The organism is Pseudomonas cichorii, assembly GCF_003700275.1.
GTDB classification, from domain to species: Bacteria; Pseudomonadota; Gammaproteobacteria; order Pseudomonadales; family Pseudomonadaceae; genus Aquipseudomonas; species Aquipseudomonas cichorii_B.
Genome location: NZ_RBRE01000083.1, coordinates 166,497 through 193,185, shown reverse-complemented (window position 1 = coordinate 193,185; position 26,689 = coordinate 166,497). Strand labels below are relative to the sequence as shown.

23 protein-coding genes, 1 tRNA gene and 3 pseudogenes are annotated in these 26,689 nt (G+C 56.7%); 15 read left to right on the top strand and 12 right to left on the bottom strand.

Annotation, left to right across the window (positions count from 1 at the left end; genetic code table 11):
• The first annotated feature begins 588 nt into the window (after positions 1-588).
• Positions 589-1,017 (top strand): DUF2231 domain-containing protein, encoded by a 429-nt coding sequence (locus ALQ04_RS21580; protein WP_122317750.1) that lies wholly within the window; start codon positions 589-591, stop codon positions 1,015-1,017.
• Positions 1,014-2,306 carry a sorbosone dehydrogenase family protein gene (locus tag ALQ04_RS21575; protein WP_122317749.1) on the top strand — a complete coding sequence of 431 codons (1,293 nt, stop codon included), beginning with the start codon at positions 1,014-1,016 and terminating at the stop codon, positions 2,304-2,306. Before ALQ04_RS21580 ends, ALQ04_RS21575 begins: the two co-directional genes overlap by 4 nt.
• Before the next feature lie 50 nt (positions 2,307-2,356).
• Here the strand turns inward: ALQ04_RS21575 and ALQ04_RS21570 are convergent, their stop codons facing one another.
• From ALQ04_RS21570 to ALQ04_RS21560, 3 genes are all read right to left on the bottom strand, one after another.
• The gene (locus ALQ04_RS21570; protein WP_122317748.1) at positions 2,357-2,593 is read right to left on the bottom strand and encodes a hypothetical protein; all 237 of its coding nucleotides are present in this window, start codon (positions 2,591-2,593) and stop codon (positions 2,357-2,359) included.
• A 31-nt stretch (positions 2,594-2,624) separates the two neighbouring features.
• Positions 2,625-2,756, bottom strand: a complete 132-nt coding sequence (locus tag ALQ04_RS21565; protein WP_122317747.1) for a YHYH domain-containing protein — start codon at positions 2,754-2,756, stop codon at positions 2,625-2,627.
• Positions 2,757-2,950: 194 nt separating this feature from the next.
• Positions 2,951-3,388, bottom strand: a complete 438-nt coding sequence (locus ALQ04_RS21560) for a DNA-binding transcriptional regulator (protein ID WP_122317746.1) — start codon at positions 3,386-3,388, stop codon at positions 2,951-2,953.
• A gap of 1,116 nt (positions 3,389-4,504) precedes the next feature.
• Between ALQ04_RS21560 and ALQ04_RS21550 the strand changes: the two genes are divergently transcribed.
• Both ALQ04_RS21550 and ALQ04_RS21545 read left to right on the top strand, forming a co-directional pair.
• Positions 4,505-6,469, top strand: a complete 1,965-nt coding sequence (locus ALQ04_RS21550) for an ATP-binding protein (RefSeq protein WP_122317744.1) — start codon at positions 4,505-4,507, stop codon at positions 6,467-6,469.
• Positions 6,470-6,853: 384 nt separating this feature from the next.
• Positions 6,854-7,102: pseudogene (locus tag ALQ04_RS21545) on the top strand (transposase); the annotation flags it as partial.
• A 265-nt stretch (positions 7,103-7,367) separates the two neighbouring features.
• Here the strand turns inward: ALQ04_RS21545 and ALQ04_RS21540 are convergent.
• Positions 7,368-8,393 (bottom strand): annotated as a pseudogene (locus ALQ04_RS21540) (IS110 family transposase).
• A 74-nt stretch (positions 8,394-8,467) separates the two neighbouring features.
• Here ALQ04_RS21540 and ALQ04_RS21535 point away from each other — a divergent pair.
• A pseudogene (locus ALQ04_RS21535) lies at positions 8,468-9,367 on the top strand (IS3 family transposase); the annotation flags it as partial.
• Positions 9,368-9,657: 290 nt separating this feature from the next.
• Here the strand turns inward: ALQ04_RS21535 and ALQ04_RS21530 are convergent.
• The 5 genes from ALQ04_RS21530 to ALQ04_RS21510 all read right to left on the bottom strand — a co-directional run bounded on the left by ALQ04_RS21530 (position 9,658) and on the right by ALQ04_RS21510 (position 13,918).
• Positions 9,658-9,733, bottom strand: a tRNA-Phe gene (locus ALQ04_RS21530).
• Positions 9,734-9,833: 100 nt separating this feature from the next.
• Positions 9,834-10,106, bottom strand: a complete 273-nt coding sequence (locus ALQ04_RS21525) for an oxidative damage protection protein (protein WP_122317743.1) — start codon at positions 10,104-10,106, stop codon at positions 9,834-9,836.
• Positions 10,103-11,170, bottom strand: coding sequence for an A/G-specific adenine glycosylase (gene mutY, locus ALQ04_RS21520; RefSeq protein ID WP_122317742.1), 1,068 nt, complete (start codon positions 11,168-11,170; stop codon positions 10,103-10,105). The genes ALQ04_RS21525 and mutY overlap by 4 nt, the downstream gene beginning before the upstream one ends.
• Before the next feature lie 14 nt (positions 11,171-11,184).
• On the bottom strand, positions 11,185-13,413 hold the full coding sequence (locus tag ALQ04_RS21515; protein WP_122317741.1) for an AsmA family protein: 2,229 nt from the start codon (positions 13,411-13,413) through the stop codon (positions 11,185-11,187).
• Between the two features lie 100 nt (positions 13,414-13,513).
• Positions 13,514-13,918 (bottom strand): acetyl-CoA sensor PanZ family protein, encoded by a 405-nt coding sequence (locus tag ALQ04_RS21510; protein WP_122317740.1) that lies wholly within the window; start codon positions 13,916-13,918, stop codon positions 13,514-13,516.
• Positions 13,919-14,173: 255 nt separating this feature from the next.
• On the opposite strand from ALQ04_RS21510, the gene ALQ04_RS21505 reads away from it, so the two are divergent.
• Positions 14,174-15,835, top strand: a complete 1,662-nt coding sequence (locus ALQ04_RS21505; RefSeq protein WP_122317739.1) for an OFA family MFS transporter — start codon at positions 14,174-14,176, stop codon at positions 15,833-15,835.
• A gap of 105 nt (positions 15,836-15,940) precedes the next feature.
• Here ALQ04_RS21505 and ALQ04_RS21500 read toward each other — a convergent pair whose 3' ends face one another.
• The gene (locus tag ALQ04_RS21500; RefSeq protein WP_122317738.1) at positions 15,941-17,317 is read right to left on the bottom strand and encodes an amino acid permease; all 1,377 of its coding nucleotides are present in this window, start codon (positions 17,315-17,317) and stop codon (positions 15,941-15,943) included.
• A 183-nt stretch (positions 17,318-17,500) separates the two neighbouring features.
• Here ALQ04_RS21500 and ALQ04_RS21495 point away from each other — a divergent pair, with 183 nt between their 5' ends.
• The 9 genes from ALQ04_RS21495 (at position 17,501) to ALQ04_RS21455 (ending at position 24,265) form a co-directional block, all read left to right on the top strand.
• Positions 17,501-17,965 (top strand): Lrp/AsnC family transcriptional regulator, encoded by a 465-nt coding sequence (locus tag ALQ04_RS21495; RefSeq protein ID WP_259645061.1) that lies wholly within the window; start codon positions 17,501-17,503, stop codon positions 17,963-17,965.
• 224 nt (positions 17,966-18,189) lie between these two features.
• On the top strand, positions 18,190-18,813 hold the full coding sequence (locus tag ALQ04_RS21490) for a YitT family protein (protein WP_122317778.1): 624 nt from the start codon (positions 18,190-18,192) through the stop codon (positions 18,811-18,813).
• A 27-nt stretch (positions 18,814-18,840) separates the two neighbouring features.
• A complete protein-coding gene (locus ALQ04_RS21485) occupies positions 18,841-20,049 on the top strand; it encodes an amino acid aminotransferase (protein ID WP_122317737.1) in 1,209 nt (402 codons plus the stop codon).
• 163 nt (positions 20,050-20,212) lie between these two features.
• On the top strand, positions 20,213-20,806 hold the full coding sequence (gene hisB, locus ALQ04_RS21480) for an imidazoleglycerol-phosphate dehydratase HisB (protein ID WP_025262442.1): 594 nt from the start codon (positions 20,213-20,215) through the stop codon (positions 20,804-20,806).
• Positions 20,806-21,444 carry an imidazole glycerol phosphate synthase subunit HisH gene (gene hisH, locus ALQ04_RS21475; protein ID WP_122317736.1) on the top strand — a complete coding sequence of 213 codons (639 nt, stop codon included), beginning with the start codon at positions 20,806-20,808 and terminating at the stop codon, positions 21,442-21,444. The genes hisB and hisH overlap by 1 nt, the downstream gene beginning before the upstream one ends.
• A gap of 5 nt (positions 21,445-21,449) precedes the next feature.
• Complete coding sequence (locus ALQ04_RS21470; RefSeq protein WP_122317735.1) at positions 21,450-21,710, top strand: DUF2164 domain-containing protein; 261 nt, start codon at positions 21,450-21,452, stop codon at positions 21,708-21,710.
• Positions 21,711-21,732: 22 nt separating this feature from the next.
• Positions 21,733-22,470 carry a 1-(5-phosphoribosyl)-5-[(5-phosphoribosylamino)methylideneamino]imidazole-4-carboxamide isomerase gene (hisA, locus tag ALQ04_RS21465; protein ID WP_122317734.1) on the top strand — a complete coding sequence of 246 codons (738 nt, stop codon included), beginning with the start codon at positions 21,733-21,735 and terminating at the stop codon, positions 22,468-22,470.
• 123 nt (positions 22,471-22,593) lie between these two features.
• Positions 22,594-23,364, top strand: coding sequence for an imidazole glycerol phosphate synthase subunit HisF (gene hisF, locus ALQ04_RS21460; RefSeq protein ID WP_122317733.1), 771 nt, complete (start codon positions 22,594-22,596; stop codon positions 23,362-23,364).
• 145 nt (positions 23,365-23,509) lie between these two features.
• A complete protein-coding gene (locus ALQ04_RS21455) occupies positions 23,510-24,265 on the top strand; it encodes an ABC transporter substrate-binding protein (RefSeq protein ID WP_122317732.1) in 756 nt (251 codons plus the stop codon).
• Positions 24,266-24,275: 10 nt separating this feature from the next.
• Here the strand turns inward: ALQ04_RS21455 and ALQ04_RS21450 are convergent, their stop codons facing one another.
• Positions 24,276-25,772, bottom strand: coding sequence for a serine protease (locus tag ALQ04_RS21450; protein WP_122317731.1), 1,497 nt, complete (start codon positions 25,770-25,772; stop codon positions 24,276-24,278).
• Between the two features lie 131 nt (positions 25,773-25,903).
• Positions 25,904-26,689 (bottom strand): divergent polysaccharide deacetylase family protein, encoded by a 786-nt coding sequence (locus tag ALQ04_RS21445; RefSeq protein ID WP_122317730.1) that lies wholly within the window; start codon positions 26,687-26,689, stop codon positions 25,904-25,906.

The window sequence follows — 26,689 nt, the reverse complement described above, 5'->3', positions numbered from 1 at the left end:
CCATCAACCTCGGCCTTCATGGCTGTCAGTTCAGCTTTGATTTTCGTCCCGAACATAACCTGCCCCAATGCTGTTTCACGAACTGACTCTCACGACGATATCGACCTGCAGACGAACGGCATTAATCCGCCACAACGGGATTCCGATCAGTGGGCGCGCTGGTTTTCTGACGTCAAATGGCAGGCCTGCTTTTGAATGCCTGATTGGTTTTTTCTGCGGGTGTGGCGAGGTTTGATGGGCCGATTTCGCACGGACAGTGCGCAGCATTCCGGACAGGAGCCAGTGTTGGCCGAAGCGGTAAATCATGGGGTGTACAGGTGAGTGGAAAACGGTCGTATCCGGTTCCATCCATTTTGAAAATTATTTGCGGTTGCTGTGTTTATGCCCGGCAAGCTCATGTGTGAAATCCGCAAGGAGGACAGTGAACGGCGCCGACGAATCACGTCTGCAAAATATTTCGACACAAAACCCGCTGAACTAATTCTCTTGCGGCACGCTCCTTCCCTTTGCGCAGTCAGTGCGCCCCTGATGCGTCAGTGCATGTGCGCTGAGCATCAGTCCAGGGTTGTCCAACGATAAGGAGCCGTCGTGACCGCTACTACCCACCCCTCCTACCGAAGCACGCCAGGACCGCTTCACGCGATCTTGCTGGCCGGAACCGTTCCCCTGTTTCTCGGCGCTTTGCTGAGTGATATTGCCTATTTCAAGACCTTCCAGATTCAGTGGAGTAACTTCGCCTCCTGGCTTATTGCCGGGGGACTGGTGTTCTGCGGGCTGGCGCTGCTGTTCGCGCTGGTCAATCTGATCCGGGCTGACCACAAGGCAGGGCGACCCGTCATGTATTTCCTGCTCCTGCTGGTCACTTGGGTGCTGGGACTCGTCAACGCCTTCGAGCATGCGAAAGACGCCTGGGCCGTGATGCCTTCGGGCCTGGTCCTTTCCGCCATCGTCACCTTGCTGGCACTGGTGGCAAGCTGGATCGGACTGACCAACCTGCGGTCGGGAGGTGCGCAATGAAACATGTGAGCGCATTGAGTGTTTTAAGTATGGCGCTGCTGCTGAGTGCTTGTGGCGGTGAGGCGGACAGTATCCAGTCACGCGGTCCTGACCCCAAGTTGCCGGAGCCTCAACGTGGCCTGCTGCCGAGCATGAAGATTGCCGAACCGGTGGCGTGGGGCGAGCAGAAGCCTGCGGTGCCTGAAGGTTTCAGCATCACCGCGATTGCGACCGATCTGCGAATCCCGCGCCAGAGCTTGGTCCTGCCCAATGGCGATATTCTCGTTGCGGAAGGTCGTGGAGGCGGTGCTGCGAAGCTCAAGCCCAAGGACGTGATCGCCAGCGTTATCAAGGCCGAAGGCAACACCAAGGTCAAAGGCGGCAACCGCCTGACGTTGCTGCGCGACGCTGACGGTGACGGCACCTACGAACTGAAGACGGTGTTTGCCGAAAACCTCAACGCGCCTTATGGCCTGGCCTTTGCCGATGGCAAGTTGTATGTGGCCAACCAGGATGCGCTGGTCCGCTTCGATTATGCCGAAGGCCAGACCAAGGCCAGCGGTCAGCCGACCAAGGTTACCGACCTGCCTTCCGAGATCAATCACCACTGGACCAAGGCGCTGACCATCAGCCCTGATGGTCGATACCTGTATGTCGGAATCGGCTCCAACAGCAACGTCACCGAGCGTGGCATGGAGGCGGAAGTCGACCGGGCCATGGTCTGGCAGGTCGATGCCGAGACAGGAGCCCACAAGCCTTATGCGACGGGCTTGCGTAACCCGACGGCACTGACGATTCAACCTGAAACCGGGCAACTGTGGACGGTGGTCAACGAGCGTGACGAACTGGGTCCCGATCTGGTTCCGGATTACCTGACTTCGGTACGCGAAGGCGGGTTCTATGGCTGGCCTTACAGCTACTGGGGCCAGAACGTCGACTCGCGTGCGCAGCCGCAGAATCCGGAAAAAGTCGCCTCGGCGATCAAGCCGGATTACAGCCTCGGTTCGCACGTCGCGGCGCTGGGTGTCGACTTCTCCATCCCGGCCATGGGCGACAAGTTCGCCAATGGTGTGTTCGTTGGTGAGCACGGCAGCTGGAACCGCGACAATCCGGTGGGCTACAAGGTTATCTTCGTGCCGTTCAGCAACGGTCGTCCGGCTGGTGAGCCGGTGGACTTCGCGACAGGCTTCCGTGGTACCGACGGCAAGACCCGCGGCCGTCCGGTTGGTGTAACGGTCGATCCACGCGGTGCACTGATCATCGCGGACGACCTCGCCAATACCGTGTGGAGGGTGACTCGTAATCAGTAAGTCCTGATGCGTCTACCGTGCAGTAATCGTCATGATTGCTGCGCGGTGGTTCAGGAACGAGCCCGCACAAGCTGTCCCATCGACACTTCATTCGTGACGCCCTGCAATTTCTCTTCTCCCGCCTGCATCACGCTACATATCCGCAGCACCGCCTGAGCATCCGCCTCGTTCCCCGAGGTGCTCAATCGCTCCGCAATACGCATCAGCTCAACCGCCGACCATTTCAGATCGGCAGCCACGCCTTGCAGATCACGACGCAAGTCCTGGTTGGGTTTGTTCAAGGGCATGCTTGTCTCCGGTAGGGCGCAAGGCCCGCAGTCAATGACAATGTCGAGTGCCGGTCTTCTTGTCGTTGTGACAGCCTTGCTTGTCGGTCCGGCCGCCGTGTGCGATTGCAGAAAGAGAAGTAACGGCAAGAAAGGCCGCAAGGAGGAGGGTGGTGAACTTCATGACAGATCCTTCTGCTGATAAACCCTGAAGCTCGCCGAGGCTCAAGGGCGCTCAGGCAAGCGAAGCATCTGCTTGAGCCAGTCAGGCGGCTCTTTGATGTTGCTCGAATATAGCAAAGGCTTATTCGTGGTGTGCAGGAAATTATCGGGGAAGGATTTGGGGCGAAAGGGGAAAGATTTCGGGGTGCCGCTTGGTCAGGCGGCCACTGCTTCTACCCAGTTTTCGCCCTCAAGTGCGAAAGTGGCTGTTTCGGTTGGTATGGTCGAGCGCAGGGCCTGATAAGGCCCGTACTGGATGTGGCAATAAGCTGAATAAAGTCCGCGCATTGCAATGTCTGCTGGTCCGGGAACCCCTTCGGTACCACGTTTCTCCCAATTTGCAACGGTCTGGATATCTACACGTAAGACTTCTGCCAGCTCCAGTTGCACCAAATCCTGTTCTTTACGCAGGAAGCGAAACTGGTGACCTGTCATTGGCGAGTCTTGCTGAACGATGTCGGCAGCGATTGCCCTGTGCAGACCTTCGATATTCTCTATCGCAACGCCTTTGCCATAGGCTGTCTCGACGATCCTGTATCCATTCTTCAGGAAGATGCCGTTCAGGCCGCTACCTGTGTATTCGTACATTTTCATATCTCCCAAACAGTGATAGTGAAGAGTTGGCTTGGCTCTGGTACAGGATTGACGGCAACCACTACGCACACGACATCCCGTGGATAGGGTTCGCTCATCCTGAATTCAATGTTCTTATGGTCATGATTGTAGGTGGGGCCCTTGACTATTGAGCCTCGTGCCAGGCAGTGATCGGTGAAAACCACTCTGGCTGAGTCCCACGCCAAGGTGTGTACCTTTCAAAGGGGTAACCAAATCGAACTCCAACGATGGAATGAACGAGCTTGCGATCACTGCCAGTGCTCATGAGCATAGTAAGGAGAGGGAGTGGGCATTGCTGTCGGGGCAATCCCTTTCGGGCAGGTGGTATTTCCGTATTGTTGCTTACGGTTTTTTACACGCTGGGGAGGTGACGTTTTAGAGAAGGCAAAAACTACAGGCAACAAAAAACCCGCACCAGGCGGGTTTCTTGATTTTCAGATGGCTTTGACACCACCTGAAGCTAATTAGTGGTGCCCAGAGACGGAATCGAACCGCCGACACGGGCATCAGTGCCGTAAACCCAGTGAAATCAAGGATTTCAGAGCCCTTGCTCGATGCGAAGTGTACTCATCCTGTGTACGTGGAGCAATCGGTAGCTAACCTGGTCCGTTGATCTGTCTTGCTCTGCTTCAGTTCCTGTACAAACGCGGTTCCGGATTGAGGCGTTTTGGTCTACCCCTATTGTCGCGAGGGGAAGTTTGGATCTACCGAGCTGCCCGGTGCTCCCAAGCAGCAGCTTGAGCTTCCCGACATTTTGATCAATCCCCCCTTTGCGTGGACTGCATGAAATCCTCTTCGGGCCGACTGACCCCATTCAGGAGGGCGGATATGAAATCCTAAAAGCGACCTATGGAGAAGCTGAGCAGTGCTGCGTTATTGACCCCTATGGGCCCAGCGGCTGATCGAGGATGGATTCGCCAGGTACAGGAGGTGCAAGGTGGGTTCGTTGGGAACGTTCCCTTCACTGCATTACAGATCTGATTGAATGCTTGAAGCAAGCAAGGTGGATGGTATGTATGTCGTCTCTTTTCTGTGCCTTCACACGGTCTTGAGGTCATGCCTATACTGCTGAAAACTCTCTGATAGCAGGCCATCATGAGCTTCTCACCGTTCGATCCGCTTGAGTTCAAAAGCACTAAAGTTAGTGATGCTGCTTTTGGTGCGTTAAGACGTGAAATTAGTAATATTCTCAGCTCCTATGTTGGCTGGTATGACCCGTTCTGCGAGTTAATTCAAAATGCACTTGACGCTGTCGAGGCTCGTGCAAACGCCGAGATGGCTGCAGGTACTGGTGAAGATTACACGCCTCGTATTAATATTAAGATTGATCTTGACGAAAACTCATTAACCGTGAGTGATAATGGTATTGGGTTAGATAAGGAAAAGTTCGAGCAGTTTCTTGCGCCAAACTTTTCTTTTAAGTCGGGTAAAACTCGGGGGCACAAGGGGGTAGGTGCTACCTACGTGGCATATGGCTTCAACTACATGCGAATTACTACTAAGGCCCCTGGATTTGAAACTTCGGGACGCATACTCAATGCAAGGAACTGGCTTAAGGGTGACGTAGCTGGTGCAAATCCTAAGGTCGAGCCAGACGCATCGCCGGTGGCAGATGAAACATACAACGAGTTTGATCGTGGGGTTTCAATCACAGTTCGTTTTGACAGCACAACTCATCCCAAGCAGTTAAGTTGGCTCCAAGCGGTTGACGCTGTCACCTGGCAAAAAATCCTCTATGTGAAGACAGGCCTCGGTTCGGTAGAAGCGGACTCCTCTGTCGTTGTAAAATTTTCTGTTGTTAATAAAGGAAATACCACAACCTTTGAGCGAGTTGGTACAGAGTACCCATGGCTTCATGTGTCCTCGTCAAAGAAAGCCTCATATCGAGAAATTTCAGTAGCGCAAGACGCGCTGTATAAAAAATATGGCCCAGGAAGAAAACTCCCTGATCGTTTTAGTAACCTGGATTTTGTATATGAGCATTGGGATACTGCTCAGCTTAAAATGTTGCTTGGCAGTGCTCTTGATGCAGAGGAGTTAGAGGTTCTTGAAAAATATAGCCCTACTGTTAGCGTGGAGTTTGGGTATACGGCGAAGTTATGGACGCTTTTTAACGACTCTCTTGGGCTACGTTCACGAGTTCTTTCCAGTGGCATTCAGTTGGCTGCCAACAACATGCCTCAGGGGGAGACGATTCTGGTCCCTCTCTCACGTAATATTGGTCGGCAGCACCAAGTTCATTTTCTTATTCATTTTGACAACTATACGCCCGATCTTGGGCGAAAAGGATTCCACCGGGAACTCACTGATTTCTCCAAAAGCATAGCGCGGCTTATTGTTGATACCCATCTCTCTAAGGTCCGATACTTGCTTAAAGCCAATACTGGCACCTCGCCGGACTTGGTTAGGGAACTTGCGATTGACGACTGGAAAACAGCGATGCTTGCCCATGAGGTTTCACAGCCGTTGAAACTGGAGAGCAAGCATTTCTTTCTCCCGATTGAACGTGTATCTATAACGTCTACTCCTACGCGGGAGCAGGATGTTATAGCGCTATTCCATCAGTTAATCGCTGGAGGTGTCATTCGTGGACTAAATATGATGTCTACGAATGAGCGGTTTACTTACGATGGTCTGTTTAAAATTGCGTTCGATTTACAGGCCGAGCTTTACGTTTATGATGAAGATGCTAACCCCCTCGGCGTGCCTAAAGTCACTGCTGATGCACTTAGTGGAAAGGTAACCTCTCCTCGGATATTAGAGTATAAATTTTCATTAGATGGTCTTGTTGAAGATCTGGATAGCCAAGATAAAAATATCAAGGATATCGATTTGTGTGTGGCTTGGAGTACTGGCGAATTGTATAAGGAGAAATTCGGCATTGTATCTTTGCTTTTGCCGGAGAATGCTGATCAGCGTCAGTATCATGGGGTTACTCACGTTTTAGTAGACTTGGAGTCCGGCTCTAAGTACTGCGATCTGATTATTCTTGGCGAGCTAATAGACTCTTTGAATGATCCGGTGGTAACGGCTGAGGCTCAGCGGATGAAATATGAATAGCCTTGCGGTAATATTTATATTAGTAATGTTTTCTGGAGGCGGTTCGCTTTATCTACGCCGCCTTCAGTTGATTCCTTTACTGCGGCATGGTGTTGCTTGAGCAAGGGGTGATCTGATTGCGTTATAAAGCCTCCATGGCGCGGCACTCGGATGCTTAGTAGTTACTCGTACTGAGTTTAGCTCCGGCTGTAACATTGCTGGCTTCAGCATTGCTTCGGGACTAAGTAGTCCCCATTGACTACACCGCTGGGCCCGTCCTTGCTTGCTGCAGATTTCTGCCTCTTCTGGACTTCTTTGACCATTGGCGATGAGTCGGCGGACTGTAGTGGTCTAATGAAACCGGACACCCATTTAGGCGAGAATATCGCCAGATAGAGGTGTCTGATGACCAAAAAACGTCGTTCTTTTTCCGCTGAATTCAAACGCGAGGCCGCAGGTCTCGTGCTCGATCAAGGCTATAGCCATATCGAAGCCAGCCGTTCACTTGGGGTTGTCGAATCCGCGCTGCGTCGCTGGATCAACCAGCTTCAGCAAGAGCGCGCTGGTGTTACGCCTCAAAGCAAGGCTCTGACGCCCGAGCAGCAGAAAATCCAGGAGCTGGAAGCTCGGATCGCTCGTCTTGAGCGGGAGAAATTAAAATCTATGGTCACCCTCTTTTTTGCAATGCTGATTCATGGGCAAAGTAATTGGCTTGCTTAAATCTATCCGGCGTCTATTGAGTGATTCACCCGCGCCATGATGAGAGTCGCGCCTGACGATCCTGAAAAGGCTAACGGCTTCTTGCTGAGCCAATTTTTAGAACAGGTTCTTCGTCAGGCCGGTAGGCCGTTTACGTCATCCATTTTTCAGCTATCGCAAAACCTGAAAGATATATCGTTGTACAGCCACAACTGCAGGATCAGGCGGTCAAAGTGTCTGGCCCTGTTTCGTACTTCGTATGGTGCGCGGCTATCGCCCAAGCGATTCGCGCCAGCTTGTTAGCCAAGGCACATGCCACGACATTGGAGTGGCGTCGACTCAGCAATGAGCGCACCCAGTCGGCCAAGGCGCCTTTCTGGTGATCGAGTCTCTGCATGTATACCCTGGAACATTGCACTAACAACTGTCGAAGGTGCTTGTCGCCGCGTTTACTGATCCCCATTAAGTTGGCCTTGCCGCCGGTGCTGTATTGCTTGGCTACTAAGCCCACTGAGGCGGCAAAGTCCCGGCTGCATCGGTACTGCTTGCCATCGCCCATCTCTACAGCTAGCAGGCTGGCGGTGATCGGGCCGACACATGGAATGCTCAGTAAACGACTTCCCAGATCATCGTCGGCCAGTTGGCATGCCAACTCTTTATCCATTGCCTTGATTTGCTCATCCAGATAGACGAAGTGATTGTATAACCGCTGCAGTAGCACTGTCAGACGAACGGGGAGTTCATGCTCAGCCAAAACAACCGCCAGTCGCTTCATGATGGCCAAACCTCTGGGTAAGCTGACGCCAAACTACAGTAGGAACCCGTGCATTTGATTAGCGGTTCTGGTGCGATCACGCACCAGCGATTCACGTATCCGATGGAGTACAGACAGGGTTTGCTGGGATTCAGTCTTGAGTGTAACGAAACGCATCGAAGGACGAGAAGCGGCTTCGCAAATCGCCTCAGCGTCGACAAAGTCGTTTTTGTTCCCCTTGACGAACGGCTTAACGAACTGAGGGGAAATCAGCTTGGCCGCGTGCCCCATCGCCGCCAACTGACGAGCAACATAGTGCGAACCCGCACAGGCCTCCATGGCCACGACACAGCTCGGCGAGCGGGCGAAAAACTGCATCATTTGCTCCCGTGAACATTTTTTGCGAAACACCTCCCGGCCTGACTTATCCTGGCCGTGCAGATGGAACGTATGTTTACCGAGATCAATACCTATCAGCGCTGAATCGCTCATGATGATGCCCTCCGACAATAAAACACCCTGCTAGAGCGTAGCCCTCGCAGGGTGTGGGGGTGACCATCTCATTAGGCTACCGCGCTCTTGATGTCGGAAGAGCACGAGCGCACGCGCTGATTGATCAACTGAGCCCCCAAGAGCCGGTTGATTGGCTTTGCGCAGTCTTTGATGTCACTCGTTCGTGTTACTACGCCCACCGTCTCAGGCGCCGAACTCCAGACGTTGAGCGGCTTCGGTTGCGCAGCCGAGTCAACGAGCTGCTCACGCAAAGTCGAAGCGCTGCCGGCAGCCGCAGCATCGTGTCGATGATGCAGAAAGATGGCGAGCAGATTGGCCGATTCAAGGTACGCGGCCTGATGCGGGAGCTGGGATTGATCAGCAAACAACCGGGATCGCATGCTTATAAAAAAGCGACGGTGGAGCTACCAGATATTCCAGACATTTTAAACCGGGAGTTTGATGTTCCTGCGCCCAATCAGGTGTGGTGCGGCGACATCACTTACATCTGGGCACAAGGGAAATGGCATTACCTGGCTGTGGTTATGGATCTCTTTGCACGCCGGGTGGTGGGCTGAGCGTTGTCGAGCAAACCAGACTCGGACCTGGTGATCAGGGCACTGGACATGGCCTATGAACAGCGTGGCAAGCCCCAAGGGCTGCTGTTTCACTCGGATCAGGGAGCCCTGTACGGTAGCCGAGACTTTCGCCAACGGCTCTGGCGTTATCGCATGCGCCAGAGCATGAGTCGTCGAGGAAACTGCTGGGATAATGCGCCGATGGAGCGTGTGTTCCGCAGTTTGAAAACTGAATGGATACCGACCGTGGGCTATATGACAGCCCAGGAAGCGCAGCGGGACATCAGTCATTATCTGATGCATCGCTACAACTGGATTCGACCGCATCAGTTCAATGACGGGCTGGCTCCGGCTCAGGCCGAGAAAAAACTTAACGTCGTGTCCGGGATCAGTTGACCACTACAAGCAGGAGACATGAATGGACGGAAAAATATCCGAACTCCAACGATGGAATGAACGAGCTTGCTATCACTGCCAGTGCTCATGAGCATAGTAAGGAGAGGGAGTGCATTGCTGTCGGGGCAATCCCTTTCGGGCAGGTGGTATTTCCGCATTGTTGCTTACGGTTTTTTACACGCTGGGGAGGTGACGTTTTAGAGAAGGCAAAAACTACAGACAACAAAAAACCCGCACCAGGCGGGTTTCTTGATTTTCAGATGGCTTTGACACCACCTGAAGCTAATTAGTGGTGCCCAGAGACGGAATCGAACCGCCGACACGGGGATTTTCAATCCCCTGCTCTACCGACTGAGCTATCTGGGCAACGGGGCGCATTAAACGTGTTTTTCAGGAGGTCGTCAAGCGTCATGTTGAAAAAATTGAATTATTACCGACGCTTACGACCTTCATTGCTGGAAACGCTTTATTTTTCGGGGGGAACGTAGCCTTCGGCCTTGGCGTATTCCTCGCCGGAAAGGTACTTGTCCATCTCCGCCTGAAGGAATTTGCGGTCTTCGGCGTTCATCATGTTCAGGCGGCGTTCGTTGATGAGCAGGGTCTGGTGTTTCTGCCAGTCGGCCCAGGCTTTCTGCGAGACGTGGTTGAAGATGTCTTCGCCTTTGGCGCCCGGATAGGGTGCGCGTTCCAGGCCTGGCAGTTCTTCTTTGTACTTGCGGCACATTACGGTGCGGGTCATGACGACTCTCCTGCATTCAATACGTCGGCTGCGCGCTTGAGCAGCTTTTTCACCGGGGCGGCGAGGCCCAGGCGCGGCGGGGTGGCGAGGTTATACCAGAGCCAGTCGGCTTCGGCCACGTGATGTGCGGACTCCTGGACCTGCACCAGCCAGGGCTCGATGGTTAGCTGGAAATGGCTGAAGGTGTGGACCAGGCCAGGCAGTTCGTGATGCTTGCCCAGTTCCAGCGAGTGTTGCAGCGCCAGATCCTGCAGGTCGTTGAAGTCATCCAGTTCCGGCAGGCTCCACAGGCCGCCCCACAGGCCCGTGGACGGGCGGCGGTAAAGCAGAATGGCGCCATCGCGGTTGGCGAGCATCGGCATCAGGGTGCGCTTCTGCGGGACTGTCTTGCGCGGCTTGGGAATCGGGTAGCGGGTTTCCAGGCCGAGCATGTGCGCTTCACAGCCACGCTCCAGCGGGCAGAGCAGGCAACTGGGCTTGCTGCGTGTGCAGAGCGTGGCGCCCAGGTCCATCATCGCCTGGGTGTAATTGTTCACGCGGGTCTGCGGTGTGAAGCGCTCGGCTGTGGCCCATAGTTGTTTGGCAACTCTGGGTTCGCCGGGGTAGCCCTCCTGCGCGGTGAAGCGGGCCAGGACGCGCTTGACGTTGCCGTCGAGAATCGGCGCACGAATGCCCATGCTCAGGCTGGCAATCGCGCCTGCGGTCGACAGGCCAATGCCTGGCAGCAGAGTCAATTGCTCCACATCGCGGGGGAATTCGCCGCCGTGGTCGGCAACCACGATTCTGGCCGTCTTTTGCAGGTTGCGGGCGCGGGTGTAATAACCCAGCCCGGTCCACAGGTGCAGCACTTCGTCTTCCGGTGCTTCGGCCAGGGCCTGCACATTTGGCAGGGCCTCCATGAAACGGTCGAAGTAGTTCAGCACGGTGCTGACCTGCGTCTGTTGCAGCATGATTTCCGATACCCAGACACGGTACGGAGTAATGCCTTGCTGCCAGGGCAGATCGTGTCTGCCATGGCGGTCGTACCAGTTCAGTACTGCCTGGGAAAATTGCTCGGGTTGCATTGCAGGATCGGTTCTCATCGTTTGAACAGGTTCTTGAGTGCGTCCTTGAGTTCCGGGCTGACCTTGTCGCCGAGTTTTTCATCCAGCTTTTCGTCGAGCTTCTCGCTGATCCGGTCGCCGGCCAGTTTGGCCGCGATCTGGCCGATACCTTCCTTGTCGAGACGACAGGCCTTGGCGCCCAGCTCCAGCGGGCCACGGCACTGGATCGGCCATTCGATGCCCACATAACGCGGGTTGATCTCGCATGCCGGGTCCGGCATGTCGCTCTTGTCGCCTTCGATGACGATGCCCAGGCGATAGTTCATGCCCAGCACGCGCAGGTCGATATCGCCATTGCCGTTGACCGTCAGGCCGGGAATGCGCGCCTTGAGGTCGGGGTTGCTGGCTACGCCATTGCGCACGGTCAGGTTGCCATTGAGTTGCTGGAACGGTGTGTCCTTGCCACGCGGTTCGCCGCTGAGCGTCTTGCGGTTGAGGGTCGAGATGCCCTGGCACAGTTGCTGTTCAAGGTTGGCGTTGACCAGCACGCCATTGTTGAGCACAAAGCTGGCCGTACCGTTGAGACTGTCGACCAGGGCTTTTTCGCTGTTGCCCTTGCCGGTCAGGTCGCTGTTGAGGGTCATCAGGCCCTTGACTGGCGGGTTCTGCCCCTGGCTTTGCAGAAGACGTTCTATAGGCACCCGGGTGATTTTGGTCTGGATGCTGGCCAGAGGTATTTCCGGACGTGCGTCGAGGTTGCCCTTGATTTCAAAGTTGCCGTTGTACAGATCGCCACGCAGGCTGCTGACGCTGATGACGCCGTTCTGGGCCTGGGTGGTGAGGACGGCATTGTCGATCGGCAGCTTATCGAGAGTCAGCTTGCCAAAGCTCAGGTCGGCCTGGACGTCGAGAGTGCGCAGGCGCTCCAGAGGCAACAGTTTGGCGGTGCTCCAGGCGGCCTTGGTGGGCTGGTCCGGCAGCGGTGTGGTACCGGCCACTGCGGCGGCTTCACCGCTTTGCACTTCTGACTGGCGAGCGGCCTTGGCACCTTTGCTTTCTTCGCTTTCTGCCGGGCGATAGCGATCGGCGTTGAAGGTGTCGGCCTTGAGTTGCAGGCGCAATGCCTGTTTGGCGAAGTCCTCGATGGCGACACGGCCGGTGAAAGTGCTTTCGTCGAGTTTGAGGGTGAGTTCGTCGAAGGCCACGCTGTTTGGCGTACCGCTGATGCGCGAGACCATTTCGACCTTGCTCAGCGCGCCTTCAGCCATGGCCGGCAACGGATGGCCGATGTTGTCGAAGAAGCTGCGCACATCGAGCTGCGCGATGGACAGGCCGCCGCTGATCTGTGGTGTCTTGTCCAGATCACGGGCACGCAGCTCGCCAAGGGCGCGCAACTGGTTGGCGGAAATCTTCAGGCTGTTCCATTCCGCGATGTTGGCGGCGAGGTCGACCAGCAACTGGCCCTGGGCGGAGAAGGTTACGGTCTTGCCTTGCAAGGGTTGACCGGCTGCTTCGCCTGACAGGCGCATGTCTTCAAACTGATAGCGCTTGAGTGCGCGATCCAGGCGCAGGTCGCCGACCAGTTCGGTCCTGACCCGGACAACCGGCTGGTTGGTGCTCAGGAACGCTGTCAGTTTGATCGGGATATCGGAAGCTTCCCGGACTGCACCGGTGCTCAACTGAATGCTTTCGGCGGTAAAGGTCTGGCCTTTGCGGGCGTCGCTGTATTCGACGCGGGCGTTGTTGACGGTCAGGCTGTCAATATCCAGCTTGATGGGTCTGGATGACTTTTCCGGTTTGTCGGCTTGCGGCGCAGGCGTTGTGGCTGCAGGTGGCTCCGTTGTCGAGGTGGCTGCGGTGGCGGGCTTGCCGATGTCTTCCCAGTTGCCGTGGCCGTTTTCGTCACGGTTGAGGCGCAGGTTCAGGCCTTCCACCCGCACATCGCTCATCTGTACTTCGCGACGCAGCAGTGGCAGCACGCGAACCGACAGGCCGAGCATCTGAAGGTCGGCAAAGGGTGCGGTGGGAGCATTCAGGGTTGCGACGCTGGCGTCATGCAATTCAAGACCCAGCCAGGGGAACAGGCTCCAGCCGATATCGCCGTTCAGGGTCAGCTCTACGTTAGCCTTGTCGCGGGCCAATTGCCGGATCTCGTCTTTGTAGTCGTTGGGATCAAACAGATGGGTCAGGGCGAAGCCGAGAGCCACGATGATCAGCAGCAACCCCAGAATGAAGAGCCCCAGGATTTTGCCGAATGCTTTCATGGGCGAGTCCTTGTTATCGATCGTTCAAAAAATAGCCCACGAGTATACCGCTCTCACGAGGGTCACGGGCCCTGGATGCCTTTGGGGCTGCTGCGCGGGGTCAGAGGCTTGCGATTTCCAGCTGCACGTCGAGCTTGGCCGCCAGAGCCAGGACTTCGGGAAGCTCTGCGGTTGCCTGCAAGCGTAGTTGGCAAGCTGCCTCCCTGGCTGTTTTCTGCGCATGCGCCACCAGGCGCTCGGCAACACCGCGTCGGCGGGTAAGTGCGCGTACGCAAAGATGTGACAACTGCCAGATCTCGCCGTTGCGTTGCAGGCGCGCAGCACCCAGGAGCCGGTCATTGAAACGCGCCGCCAGGAGTGTTTCGTCAGTCAGCGTTGCGTCGATCAATTGCGACGCATCGATGAAGGGCGAAAACAGCCACTGTGGTGCGTCGCGATATATCTTTTGAAGATCTTCCTGATCCTGATAAGTGGGTGAATTAATAATCCCAACTAAGACCGGCATTCTGTTTCCTCTGACCGTAATTGATTGTGTCTATTACTTCATAGATGGCATGGATTGGCTAAGTAATTAAATGATGTAACACGATACTTACGGCCCTTGGTAAGTGGTAGTCTCTCGCCATCGCTGGCTGGGTGCGGCTTTTTGCCACGTCTTGGAACTTCCGCCAATAAAACAGTCATGGCCGTTCGGCATGGAGACTGTGGGGCGTGCCAGCGCCAAAGTCCTGCGAGCATTACACATCTGGGGGTAATCACAATGAGCACAAGTACAGTCTTGGGCGGCTCCACCGCTCAACCTGCGTTCTTGTCCAAGGAACGCATCATCGCCAAGCCCGGTTTCAACCGTTGGCTGGTTCCGCCTGCTGCACTGGCAATCCATCTTTGTATCGGTATGGCTTACGGCTTCTCGGTATTCTGGTTGCCGCTTTCAAAAGCCATCGGCATCACCACGCCGGTTGCCTGTACACCTGACATGGGTTTCTTCGCACAGATCTTCGCATCCACTTGCGACTGGCAGATCTCCATGCTGGGCTGGATCTACACACTGTTCTTCATCTTCCTGGGCTGCTCGGCTGCCATCTGGGGTGGCTGGCTTGAACACGCTGGTCCGCGCAAGGCCGGTGTGGTTTCGGCTCTGTGCTGGTGTGGCGGTCTGCTGATTTCCGCACTGGGTATCTATACACACCAGATCTGGCTGATGTGGCTCGGTTCCGGTGTGATCGGTGGTATCGGCCTGGGCCTGGGTTACATCTCGCCCGTTTCGACCCTGATCAAGTGGTTCCCGGACAAGCGCGGCATGGCGACCGGCATGGCGATCATGGGCTTCGGCGGTGGCGCGATGGTTGGTGCTCCGCTGGCAACGGCTCTGATGGGCTACTTTGCTTCCGCTGAAGGCGTTGGCGTATGGCAGAGCTTCGTGGTGATGGCGGTGATTTACTTCATCTTCATGATCGGTGGCGCTCTGGGCTACCGCGTTCCGCCGACCGGCTGGAAACCTGAAGGCTGGACCGCTCCTGCCAAGAAAGCCAGCAACGCGATGATCACCAATCGTCACGTACACGTCAGCGTGGCCTGGAAAACACCGCAATTCCGTCTGGTATGGCTGGTGCTGTGCCTGAACGTTTCGGCCGGTATCGGTATCCTGGGCATGGCTTCGCCACTGCTGCAGGAAGTGTTCGCCGGTAAACTGCTGGGCAACGACCTGACATTCAGCCAGCTCAATGCCGACCAATTGAAAGCAATCGCTGCCATTGCGGCAGGCTTTACCGGTCTGTTGAGCCTGTTCAACATCGGTGGTCGCTTCTTCTGGGCTTCGTGCTCCGACTACATCGGTCGTAAAGCAACCTATTTCGTGTTCTTTGCCCTGGGCTTCCTGCTGTATGCGTCGGTTCCGACCCTGAGCCATATCGGCAGCATTGCGCTGTTCGTGGCGGCCTTCTGCGTCGTGCTGTCGATGTACGGCGGCGGTTTCGCAACCGTTCCGGCTTACCTGGCTGACTTGTTCGGTACGCAAATGGTCGGTGCGATCCACGGTCGCCTGCTGACTGCATGGGCGGCTGCCGGTGTACTGGGTCCGGTACTGGTCAACTACCTGCGTGAATATCAGCTCAGCCACGGCGTTGCCCGTGCTGCGGCCTATGACATCACCTTGTACATCCTGGCGGGCATGCTGGTTCTGGGCTTCATCTGCAACCTGCTGATTCGTCCGGTTGCCGACAAATACTTCATGACTGACGCCGAGCTGGCTGCTGAACAAGCAATCGGCCATGACAAGGGCGCTACTGCAACCACTTCCCTGGAGTGGAAAGCGTCTGAAGGCAGCAAGCCACTGGTTGTAATGGCCTGGCTGGCGGTAGGTATTCCTCTGGCGTGGGGCGTGTGGGTCACCCTGCAAAAGACGGCCGTACTGTTCAACTAAGAACAGTCGGGTAAAAAGAAAGCGCTTGCACGGGATGTGCAAGCGCTTTTTTTATGGCCGTGTATGTCGCGGATCGGACCTGTGTCCTTCGCCAATCAACTCGTTCTATACGGTCTGTACAGGGTTGGCCGCTATGCGACGAACCTTGATGGCGTAAGCCACTCCCAGCGCGATCAGCCAGACCGGAATCATGTACACCGAAACACTGATTCCCGGTGTGAAGAGCATGATTGCCAGGATACCGGACAGGAACGCCAGACAGATGTAGTTGGTGGCCGGGTAGCCCCAGCTCTTGAAGAGCGTGGTTTCGTTGGCCTGGCGTTTGGCGCTGCGGAATTTCAGATGGGTAATGGTAATGATGACCCAGTTGAGTACCAGTGCCGCCACTACCAGCGCCATGAGCAATTCAAAGGCCTTGCCCGGCATCAGGTAGTTGATCAGTACGCAGGTACCGGTAGACGCCGCCGAGATCGCCAGAGCATTGACCGGTACGCCGCGCGCATTGACCTTGAGCATCGCTTTTGGCGCATTGCCCTGTTTGGCCAGGCCGAACATCATCCGGCTGTTGCTGTACACGCAGCTGTTATAGACCGACAGCGCGGCTGTCAGCACCACGACGTTCAGTACGGTCGCGACGATGTTGCTGTCCATGGCATGGAAAATCATGACGAAGGGACTGCCACCGGCAACCACTTTCTGCCATGGGTACAGGCTCAGCAGCACCAGCAGGGCGCCCACATAGAACAGCAGGATGCGGTAGATCACCTGATTGGTCGCACGCGGGATGCTGCGCTGGGGATCCTGCGCCTCGGCAGCGGTGATGCCGATCAGCTCCAGGCCGCCAAACGAAAACATGATGAAGGCCATGGCCATTACCAGTCCGCTGACGCCATTGGGAAAGAACCCGCCGTATTGCCAGAGGTTGGCGACAGAAGCGTCAGGGCCGCCATTGCCGCTGGCCAGCAGATAGGCACCGAAGACAATCATGCTGATGATCGCCAGCACTTTGATGATGGAGAACCAGAACTCCATTTCCCCATACAGCTTCACGCTGCTGAGGTTGATCAGGTTGATGACCACAAAGAACACGGCCGCCGACACCCAGGTCGGTACTTCCGGCCACCAGTACTGAACGTACATGCCGACCGCCGTAAGCTCGGCCATCCCGACCAGTACGTAGAGGACCCAGTAGTTCCAGCCGGACATGAACCCCGGGAAGTTGCCCCAGTATTTATTGGCGAAGTGGCTGAATGTACCGGCGACCGGCTCTTCGACCACCATCTCGCCCAGTTGGCGCATGATGAAGAAAGCGATCATGCCGGCAATCGCATAACCCAGGATCACCGAAGGGCCCGCCATGTTGATGGTGTGGGCAATTCCTAGAAACAACCCCGTACCGATAGCACCACCCAGTGCGATCAGTTGGATGTGCCGATTCTTTAATCCCCGATGTAATTGATCGGGCGGCGTTGATTGGGTCATTGAAAATCCCTGCAAGTATTAATTACGGATCGGCTGGTATGGCCATCATTGGCTTTACGATTGGGCTCGATTGCAAGACAGGTGCCATCTGCTCCGGCAATGCACTTCGGGCGGTCGCATGTTGATGCTTTGAAACTGATAGGCTTCCGGCCTGGAACTCTTTGGTACGAGCGATTGCCCTCAATGAAAATAAATGAAATCGACGACTTCGACTTGAAGATCCTGACCCTGCTGCAGGCCAATGGCCGCTTGACCAACCAGGAGTTGAGCGATCTGGTCGGGCTTTCGGCATCGCAGTGTTCACGGCGCAGAATCAGCCTGGAGCAGGATCATCTGATCCTTGGCTACCATGCCCGGGTCGCTCCGCAAGCCATGAGCCGCGAGGTGCTGGCAATGATCGAAGTCCGTCTGGTGGGCCATCGCACGGAGTATCGGGAGATATTCCAGGCATTGGTGGCAGACCTCAGTTCGATCATCGACGCCTACAAGACGACGGGGGATGCGGATTATACGCTCAAGGTTGCTGTTGCTGATCTCGATAGTCTTAATCGTCTGATGGAATGTATTACTGCCAGTGAGAGTGTCGCCCATATCAAAACGGCAGTTGTTCTGGAACGTCTCAAGGAAAACAGTGTGGTGACAGTGTAAGTCGGGATTGGCATTTACTGCACTGTATTAGCGCACTCGCAATATTTGCTGTGCGTAAATAATGCATTTATAAAGTTGTTGTGGATATTGTTGTGCGTTTAATTGTATTTAATGGCTAACATCAATCGCTTTGTGTAGGATTTGTGCTCATATCGTGAATTGTCGGGGCATTGCAGGCCAGTCAATGCTGACATTCACCTGTCCAGATCCTGCCGAGTGCCATGATGACTACACGTACCGCCGTCCCCAGCAGTGTTGATACCCGTCATTCGGCCCAGGAAGACGTGTTTGCCCTGATCATCGCCACCACCCTGATTTCCTTCAGCGTGCTGATGCTGCGCCAGGCGGGCGTCATGACCGGCGGCACGGCGGGCATTGCACTGTTTATCCACTACACGTTTACCGTGCCGTTCGGGGTTGCGTTCTTCACCCTCAACCTGCCGTTCTATTACCTGTCCTTTCGCCGGATGGGCTGGTCGTTTACCCTCAAGACCTTCTGTGCCGTAGGACTGGTATCCTTCCTTTCCGATCAGCATGCCCTGTTCATCCATATCGATCAGTTGCAGCCGTTTTATGCGTCCGTGCTGGGCAACCTGATACTGGGCGTGGGTTTCCTGATCCTGTTCCGGCACAGGGCCAGCCTTGGCGGCATGAATATCCTTGCGCTGTACCTTCAGGAAAAATATGGTTTCAAGGCTGGCTGGTTTCAGATGGGCGTGGATATCTGTGTACTGCTCGCTTCCCTGACCTTCATCAGCCTGCCGACGCTGGTCGCTTCCGTCGCAGGAGCGGTGCTGCTGAATTTCATCATTGCGCAAAATCATCGATCCGACCGTTATTCGGCCTGATCCATTCATTTAGAGGAGTTGTTCCGCATGCTAGCCCACGTAGAGTCATACGCCGGAGATCCGATTCTGTCGCTGATGGAAACCTTTCAAAAGGATCCGCGCGCGGACAAGGTCAATCTCAGTATCGGTCTGTACTATGACGCTCAAGGGTTTATCCCGCCTCTGGCTGCTGCGGTGCAGGCCCAGCAACAACTGGCCGGGAGCGAGCAGGCGGCTTCTCTCTATCTGCCGATGGAAGGCCTGGCGCCTTACCGGCAAGCCGTGCAGACGCTGCTGTTCGGTGCCGACCATCCGGCACTCGTCGAAGGCCGTGTCGCGACCATCCAGACCGTGGGTGGCTCGGGTGCGCTGAAAGTGGGTGCGGACTTCCTGAAATATGCCTTCCCGCAATCCGAGGTCTGGGTCAGCGACCCGACGTGGGAAAACCACCATGCGCTGTTCGCGGGTGCCGGTTTCAAGGTCAACACCTACCCGTACTTCGATTCGAGCACCGGTGGCGTGAACTTCGAGGCCATGCTCGACAAGCTGCAGACCTTGCCGGCGCGCAGCATCGTGCTGCTGCATCCTTGCTGCCATAACCCGACCGGCGCCGACCTGTCGGTCGAGCAGTGGGACCGGGTGATCGAGCTGATCAAGAGCCGCCAGCTCATTCCGTTCCTCGATACGGCCTATCAGGGCTTCGGCAAGGGCATGGACGAAGACGCCTACGCGATCCGCGCCATGGCCAGTGCGGGCATCACCACCGTCATCAGCAATTCGTTCTCGAAAATCTTCTCGCTGTATGGCGAGCGGGTTGGCGGTCTGTCCATCGTCTGCGAGGACGTCGCTTCGGCCACCAATGTGCTGGGGCAACTCAAGGCTACCGTGCGCCGCAACTACTCCAGCCCGCCTGCTCATGGCGCCTATGTAGTGGCCCGCGTGCTCAATACTCCGCAATTGCGCGATCAGTGGTTGAGCGAAGTGGAAGGCATGCGCCTGCGCATCATCGACATGCGCCAGAAGCTGGTATCGGTGCTGGCCCGGAAAGTCCCGGGTCGTGATTTCAGCTTCATCCTGCGCCAGAGCGGCATGTTCAGCTATACCGGCCTGAGCCCCGAGCAGGTCGATGAACTGCGCGACAAGCATGGCGTGTACCTGGTGCGCAGTGGTCGGGTGTGCATGGCTGGTCTGAACGAAGGCAACATCGGCAAGGTGTGCGATGCACTGGCCAGCCTGTTTGCCGGAGCCGCTGCATAACCTCGTTTCAGCAGGCGTGAGGGGCGTGAAGTCGTCGATTTTGCCCCCTCTATCCCGCCAATCAGCCATCATCTTGCCTTCCCCTCGTCTGTTTACTTCATGCCGGCCGCATCTGGGCCTATAATGATTGCCTTTTTCGCCCAATGATTTTGCGGAGCTGGTGATGGCCGAACGTAAGGCATCCGTCGAGCGCAATACCCTGGAAACCCAGATCAAAGCCTCGATCAACCTGGATGGCACCGGAAAGGCCCGATTCGATATCGGTGTTCCCTTCCTTGAGCACATGCTTGACCAGATCGCCCGGCACGGGCTGATCGACCTTGATATCGAGTGCAAGGGCGACCTGGAAATCGACGACCACCATACCGTGGAAGACGTCGGTATCACCCTGGGCCAGGCATTCAGCCAGGCCATTGGTGACAAGAAAGGTATTCGTCGCTACGGCCATTCCTATGTGCCGCTCGATGAAGCCCTGTCGCGTGTGGTCATCGACTTCTCGGGTCGTCCAGGCCTGCAGATGCATGTGCCGTACACCCGCGCCGTGGTCGGCGGTTTCGACGTGGACCTGTTCCAGGAGTTCTTCCAGGGCTTCGTCAACCACGCCAACGTGACCCTGCACATCGACAACCTGCGCGGCACCAACACTCACCACCAGATCGAAACCGTCTTCAAGGCGTTCGGTCGCGCACTGCGCATGGCGGTCGAGCTGGATGAGCGCATGGCCGGGCAAATGCCTTCGACCAAGGGTGTGCTCTGATGCAGACGGTTGCTGTCATCGATTACGGCATGGGCAACCTGCACTCGGTCGCCAAGGCGCTTGAGCATGTTGGCGCAGGCCGGGTGTTGATCACCAGCGATGCCAAGGTGATTCGCGAGGCTGACCGCATTGTGTTTCCCGGTGTCGGTGCGATCCGCGACTGCATGGCTGAAATCCGCCGCCTGGAGTTCGATGCGCTGGTGCGCGAAGTGAGCAAGGATCGTCCGTTTCTGGGCATCTGCGTCGGTATGCAGGCCTTGCTTGACCGCAGCGAAGAGAGCGACGGCGTAGATTGCATCGGCATGTTTCCTGGCCAGGTGAAGTTCTTCGGCAAGGATCTGCACGAGCAGGGCGAGCATCTGAAAGTGCCGCACATGGGCTGGAACGAAGTGGCTCAGGCGGTGGATCACCCGCTGTGGCACGACATTCCTGACCTGGCGCGCTTCTACTTTGTCCACAGCTTCTATGTCGAAGCGGCCAACCAGCGTCAGGTCGTGGGTCGTGGTCACTATGGCGTCGACTTTGCGGCTGCCCTGGCTGACGGTTCGCGCTTTGCTGTGCAGTTCCATCCCGAGAAGAGCCATACCCATGGCCTGCAATTGCTGCAGAACTTCGTTGCCTGGGACGGTCGCTGGTAATCGCCATGAGTAAAGCCAGAACCAAGGCCCCGATTCTCACCCTGACTCCTGAACAGGAGCAGCAGGCCATCGACAAGCTCAAGCGGCTGTTGGCGCAGCGCTTTGAAGTGGAGCTGGGGTCGTTTGAAGTGGCCGAGGTGCTGGAGTTCTTCACCAGCGAGATTGCACCGCATTATTACAACCGAGCAGTTTTCGATGTGCAGCAGCTCCTCAAGGAGCGCTTCGAGGGTATCGAAAGCGACCTGTGGGCGCTCGAAAAAAACTAATTTCTGAACAATAGGTTTCCAGATGCTGATTATTCCCGCGATCGACCTCAAAGACGGCGCCTGTGTACGTCTGCGCCAGGGCCGTATGGAAGATTCCACGGTGTTTTCCGATGACCCGGTGAGCATGGCTGCCAAGTGGGTCGATGGTGGTTGCCGCCGTCTGCATCTGGTCGATCTGAACGGTGCATTTGAAGGCCAGCCGGTCAATGGCGAAGTGGTTACCGCGATTGCCAGACGTTATCCACAACTGCCGATCCAGATCGGTGGCGGCATTCGCTCGCTGGAAACCATCGAGCACTACGTCAAGGCGGGCGTCAGCTACGTCATCATCGGCACCAAGGCGGTCAAGGAACCCGAGTTCGTGGCCGAAGCCTGCCGTGCATTCCCCGGCAAGGTGATCGTTGGTCTGGACGCCAAGGATGGTTTCGTTGCCACCGATGGCTGGGCTGAAGTCAGCACCGTGCAGGTCATCGACCTGGCCAAGCGCTTCGAGGCGGATGGTGTATCGGCCATCGTTTATACCGACATCGCCAAAGACGGCATGATGCAGGGCTGCAACATCCCCTTCACCGCCGCCCTGGCCGCAGCCACCCGCATCCCGGTGATCGCTTCCGGCGGCATCCATAACCTGGGCGATATCAAGGCCCTGCTGGACGCCAAGGCACCGGGTATCATTGGCGCAATCACCGGCCGTGCGATCTACGAAGGCACGCTGGATGTGGCTGAAGCCCAGGCGCTTTGCGACCTGGAACAACGCTAATCCAACCGTAGGAGCGAATTCATTCGCGAGGCGGTTTCGGCGTCGACATCTTCATTGTCTGGCACGCTGATTTCGCGAATGAATTCGCTCCTGCGGGTCTGATCTGTTTTGGAGATTGACCCCATGGCTCTGGCCAAACGCATCATCCCTTGCCTGGACGTCGACAACGGTCGAGTGGTCAAGGGCGTCAAGTTCGAGAACATCCGCGACGCGGGCGATCCGGTGGAAATTGCGCGCCGCTACAACGAGCAGGGCGCCGACGAAATCACCTTTCTGGACATCACCGCCAGCGTCGATGGCCGTGATACCACGCTGCATACCGTCGAGCGCATGGCCAGCCAGGTGTTTATCCCGCTGACCGTCGGCGGTGGTGTGCGTACCGTGCAGGACATCCGCAACCTGTTGAACGCCGGCGCCGACAAGGTCTCGATCAACACGGCTGCAGTGTTCAATCCGGAATTCGTCGGTGAAGCCGCTGCACGCTTCGGCTCGCAGTGCATTGTGGTCGCCATCGATGCCAAGAAGGTTTCGCTGCCAGGCGAAGCCCCGCGCTGGGAAATCTTCACCCACGGTGGCCGCAAGCCGACTGGCCTGGACGCCGTGCAGTGGGCGAAAAAGATGGAAGACCTGGGCGCCGGTGAAATCCTCCTGACCAGCATGGATCAGGATGGCATGAAGAACGGCTTCGATCTGGGCGTTACCCGGGCGATCAGCGATGCGCTGGGGATTCCGGTCATCGCTTCCGGCGGTGTCGGCAATCTGGAACATCTGGCTGCCGGTGTGATTGAAGGTCATGCGAGCGCTGTTCTGGCGGCGAGCATCTTCCACTTCGGTGAATACACCGTGCCTGAAGCCAAGGCTTACATGGCCCAGCGCGGCATCGTCATGCGCTGAACAAGCATGGCAGGCGGGCCTTTTGCCCGCCTGCCGTGAGTCGTCGGATGCAGGTGCCTGAAAGCGACATCGCAAAGTACCGAGCTAGACACTGTCACGGGATCACGGCACTCTGCATGGAGTTGTGATGCCCGAGTGCCGAAATATGTTCAAAGGTCTTTTTCTTGCACTGCTTGGTGCCAGCGCTCTGCTGAGTTTCAGCGCCCGTGGCAGTGACGCTCCGGCCTCCTCGATCGTTCTGCTGACCGAAAACTACCCGCCCTACAACATGGCGGTCGACGGCAAGAACTTCGCCCAGGAAAACAACATCGACGGCATCGCTGTCGAGATCGTGCGCGAGATGTTCAAGCGCGCCGGCATCAGCTACAACATGACCCTGCGTTTTCCCTGGGAGCGTATCTACAAGCTGGCGCTGGAAAAGCGCGGCTATGGCGTGTTCTCCACTGTGCGCACCCCCGAGCGGGAAAAACTCTTCAAGTGGGTCGGCCCCATCGGTCCGGTCGAGTGGGTCATGCTGGCTCGCGAGGACAGCACCATTGCCCTGACCGATCTGGAACAGGCCAAGGCCTATCAGGTGGGCGCCTATAAAGGAGATGCGGTTGCCCAGGGCCTGCTGATCAAGGGTTTCAATCCTGTGCTGATGCTGCGTGATCAGGACAACGCCAGAAAACTGGTCAATGGCCAGATCGATCTATGGGCCACTGCCGATCCTGTCGGCCGTTATCTGGCCAGACAGGAAGGCATTACAGGTCTGAAGACGGTCTTGCGCTTTCATACAGCCGAGCTGTTTCTGGCGCTGAACAAGGACACTTCCGATGACGTCATCGTCCGCCTGCAAAAGAAGCTGGATGAAATGCGCGCCGAAGGCTGGGTAGACAAGGTTGTGACCCGCTATCAATAAATAGCCTTGCTCAACTTGCGGTGACGATGTCCTCGCGCACGCTGGAGCGCTGATTGTTGACATCGTGAGCGTAGGTACAGATTTTCACCGGCAGTGATTTCTTGCGTAACACCAGATGATTGCCCAGGCGCCTCTTGAAACGTTGCGGGTCCGAACAGTCGGTCGTTGCGGCGGGGCCGATCTTGACCGTGTAATGGTCAATCTGGCTTGAGTCATGTAGCCAGTGGACTTCATAAGTGCCGAATTGATTCTTCTCTATGTGCAAGCGTGGGGCGATTGTCGGTCCGGCAGCCTGCAGTTCCACCGCCAGCGTCAGCGCGTTGCGCATCATCCCCAGGCTGGGGCGCGCCTCGGGTGCCGATAAACCGATGATGCATAGCCAGTTGATGCCGATCCGTGCGTCGACAGGTGCATCGATGTGCGCGTCCTGCGCAGCCGTGGCGTTGCCATAACCCACCGGATCTTCACATTGCAGCGGCTGATCGACCTTCTTGTAGCGATAGAAGGGTTGGTCCACGGCGAACTGCACGTTCCAGCGCGGATAAATCTCCCTGCCCTCGGCATCCAGCCGGATTTTTGCGTATTGCCTGGGCTGTGTGGCAAAGGTGATGGTAAACGTCGGGAACAGGCTGCAATGCACGGGATCGGGATTGAACAGGCCATCGACAAAGCATTCATTGAGCAGCGTGATCGGGCTGCCATAGTTGCTACCGGCAACCTGAAGCGGGAAGCCGGGAGGAAGCGTCACCTCATCTTCAAGCGCCGAGTCTTCGGGAGATGGCTGGTTGGTGAGGTTCAGCACCGCGAAAACCTCATGGGTGTCACGGGTCAGCAGAGGGCTGCCGGACGAGCCGACGCTTATATCCTGGCACTGATTCCTGACCGTATGCCGCCAGACCCAAGGCTGCTGCATGATTGCCCCGGAATACTGATGGGTACAGGCGGCCATGCGCAGATGGCCGGTGCCTGCAAACATTGGCGCGCCAATCGACAGGATGGCGCGGCCTTCCTCCGGGAGCTGGCTGGCCAGCCGCAGTGGCTGGATGCCGTCGGCAATCAGAGCATCGAGCGTGGTCTGTAGCTCGACAATCGCCAGATCGACGCCTTGCATGCTGCTCCAGCGAACCCGTTTGAGCGGATAGCTGAGAGCGGTGCTGTCGGTGAAGAAGTTGAACTGGATAGTCCCGTCGATGGGGGCGTCAGTGATGATGCGGCCGTTCTTTCTGGAAATGCAGTGACCGTTTGTGACCAGGTAGGCAGGTGCATCGGCCGGGCTGTCGGGGCTGCGGGTATCGATCAGGGTCGCCGTGCAATGTGAGCCCTTGCGGCTCTTGATACGACCGATGCCGTTCCAGCGGGCATTCTGTCCGTCGGCGTTATACAGGACCCTGGACGACGAAAGCGCGAGCAGGCCCTCATCCGGGTCCCGGGTTGCGCTCTGGGCATGCGCGGACAGTTGCAGCAGGCTGGCGACGCAGCACGCGCCAGCGAAAACTTTGAAACTCATGATTCTTCCTTGATAACAGTTACACAGATCAATCCCTTTAAACGGGGGCTGATGCGGTTATCAAGGCAGTCGGAAGGGGAGACAGGCAAAGCAGGCAGAGCCTACAGCGCAGGGCGAAAAATCGAAACGGCTCAGCGGTATACGCCTTCCTTGCCGTGTCCGGCCATGGCTTTATTGCCCCTGATGCTGATCATGTGTCGCAGTTCGATCCACTCGATGCCCTGCGCCTTGAGCTTGGGTAGCTCGCGCTCCAGAACATCCAGCGTGACCGGATAAGGATGGCCGATGATCACCACCGATCCTTGCTTGTGGGCCAGTTTGATCGCGATCTGCAATTGCCGGGTAATGGCCTCGGCGGTGCGCTCGTCGTCCAGGAAGACATCGCGGGACACGCTGGCCAGGCCGATACGTTGCGCCTGGGCGGCGGCCACGGTTTTGGCGCTGGTGCGGCTGTCGACGAAGAACATATGCCGCCGCTGCAACTCTTCCATGAGCCAGCTCATGGCCACCGGCTCGCTGGTCATGCGGCTGCCCATGTGGTTATTGATGCCTGCCGCATAAGGAACCTTGAGCAGCGCGGCGCCCAGGCGCTTTTCAAGCTCCGGCAGCGGCAGCTCGGGATGCCAGGCGTACGGGCCGGTCGCCGGATCCATCGGCATATGCAGCATGACCGTCTTGCCGGCAGCATGTGCCTGCCGGGCAAACTCGCTGGCATGTGGTGTGTCGGGCATGATCGCCAGCGTTACCGGGCCGGGCAGGGCGAGGGTGCGACTGTCGCGGGCAGGGTTCTGGCCCAGATCATCGATGATCAGGCTCAGATAGATGGCTGACGGCTTGCCGGCCTGCTCGCTGTCCGGCGCCGCATGAGCAGCGCCGGTCAGCGAGAGAGCCAGCCACAGGCATGTGAGAAAGCGCAT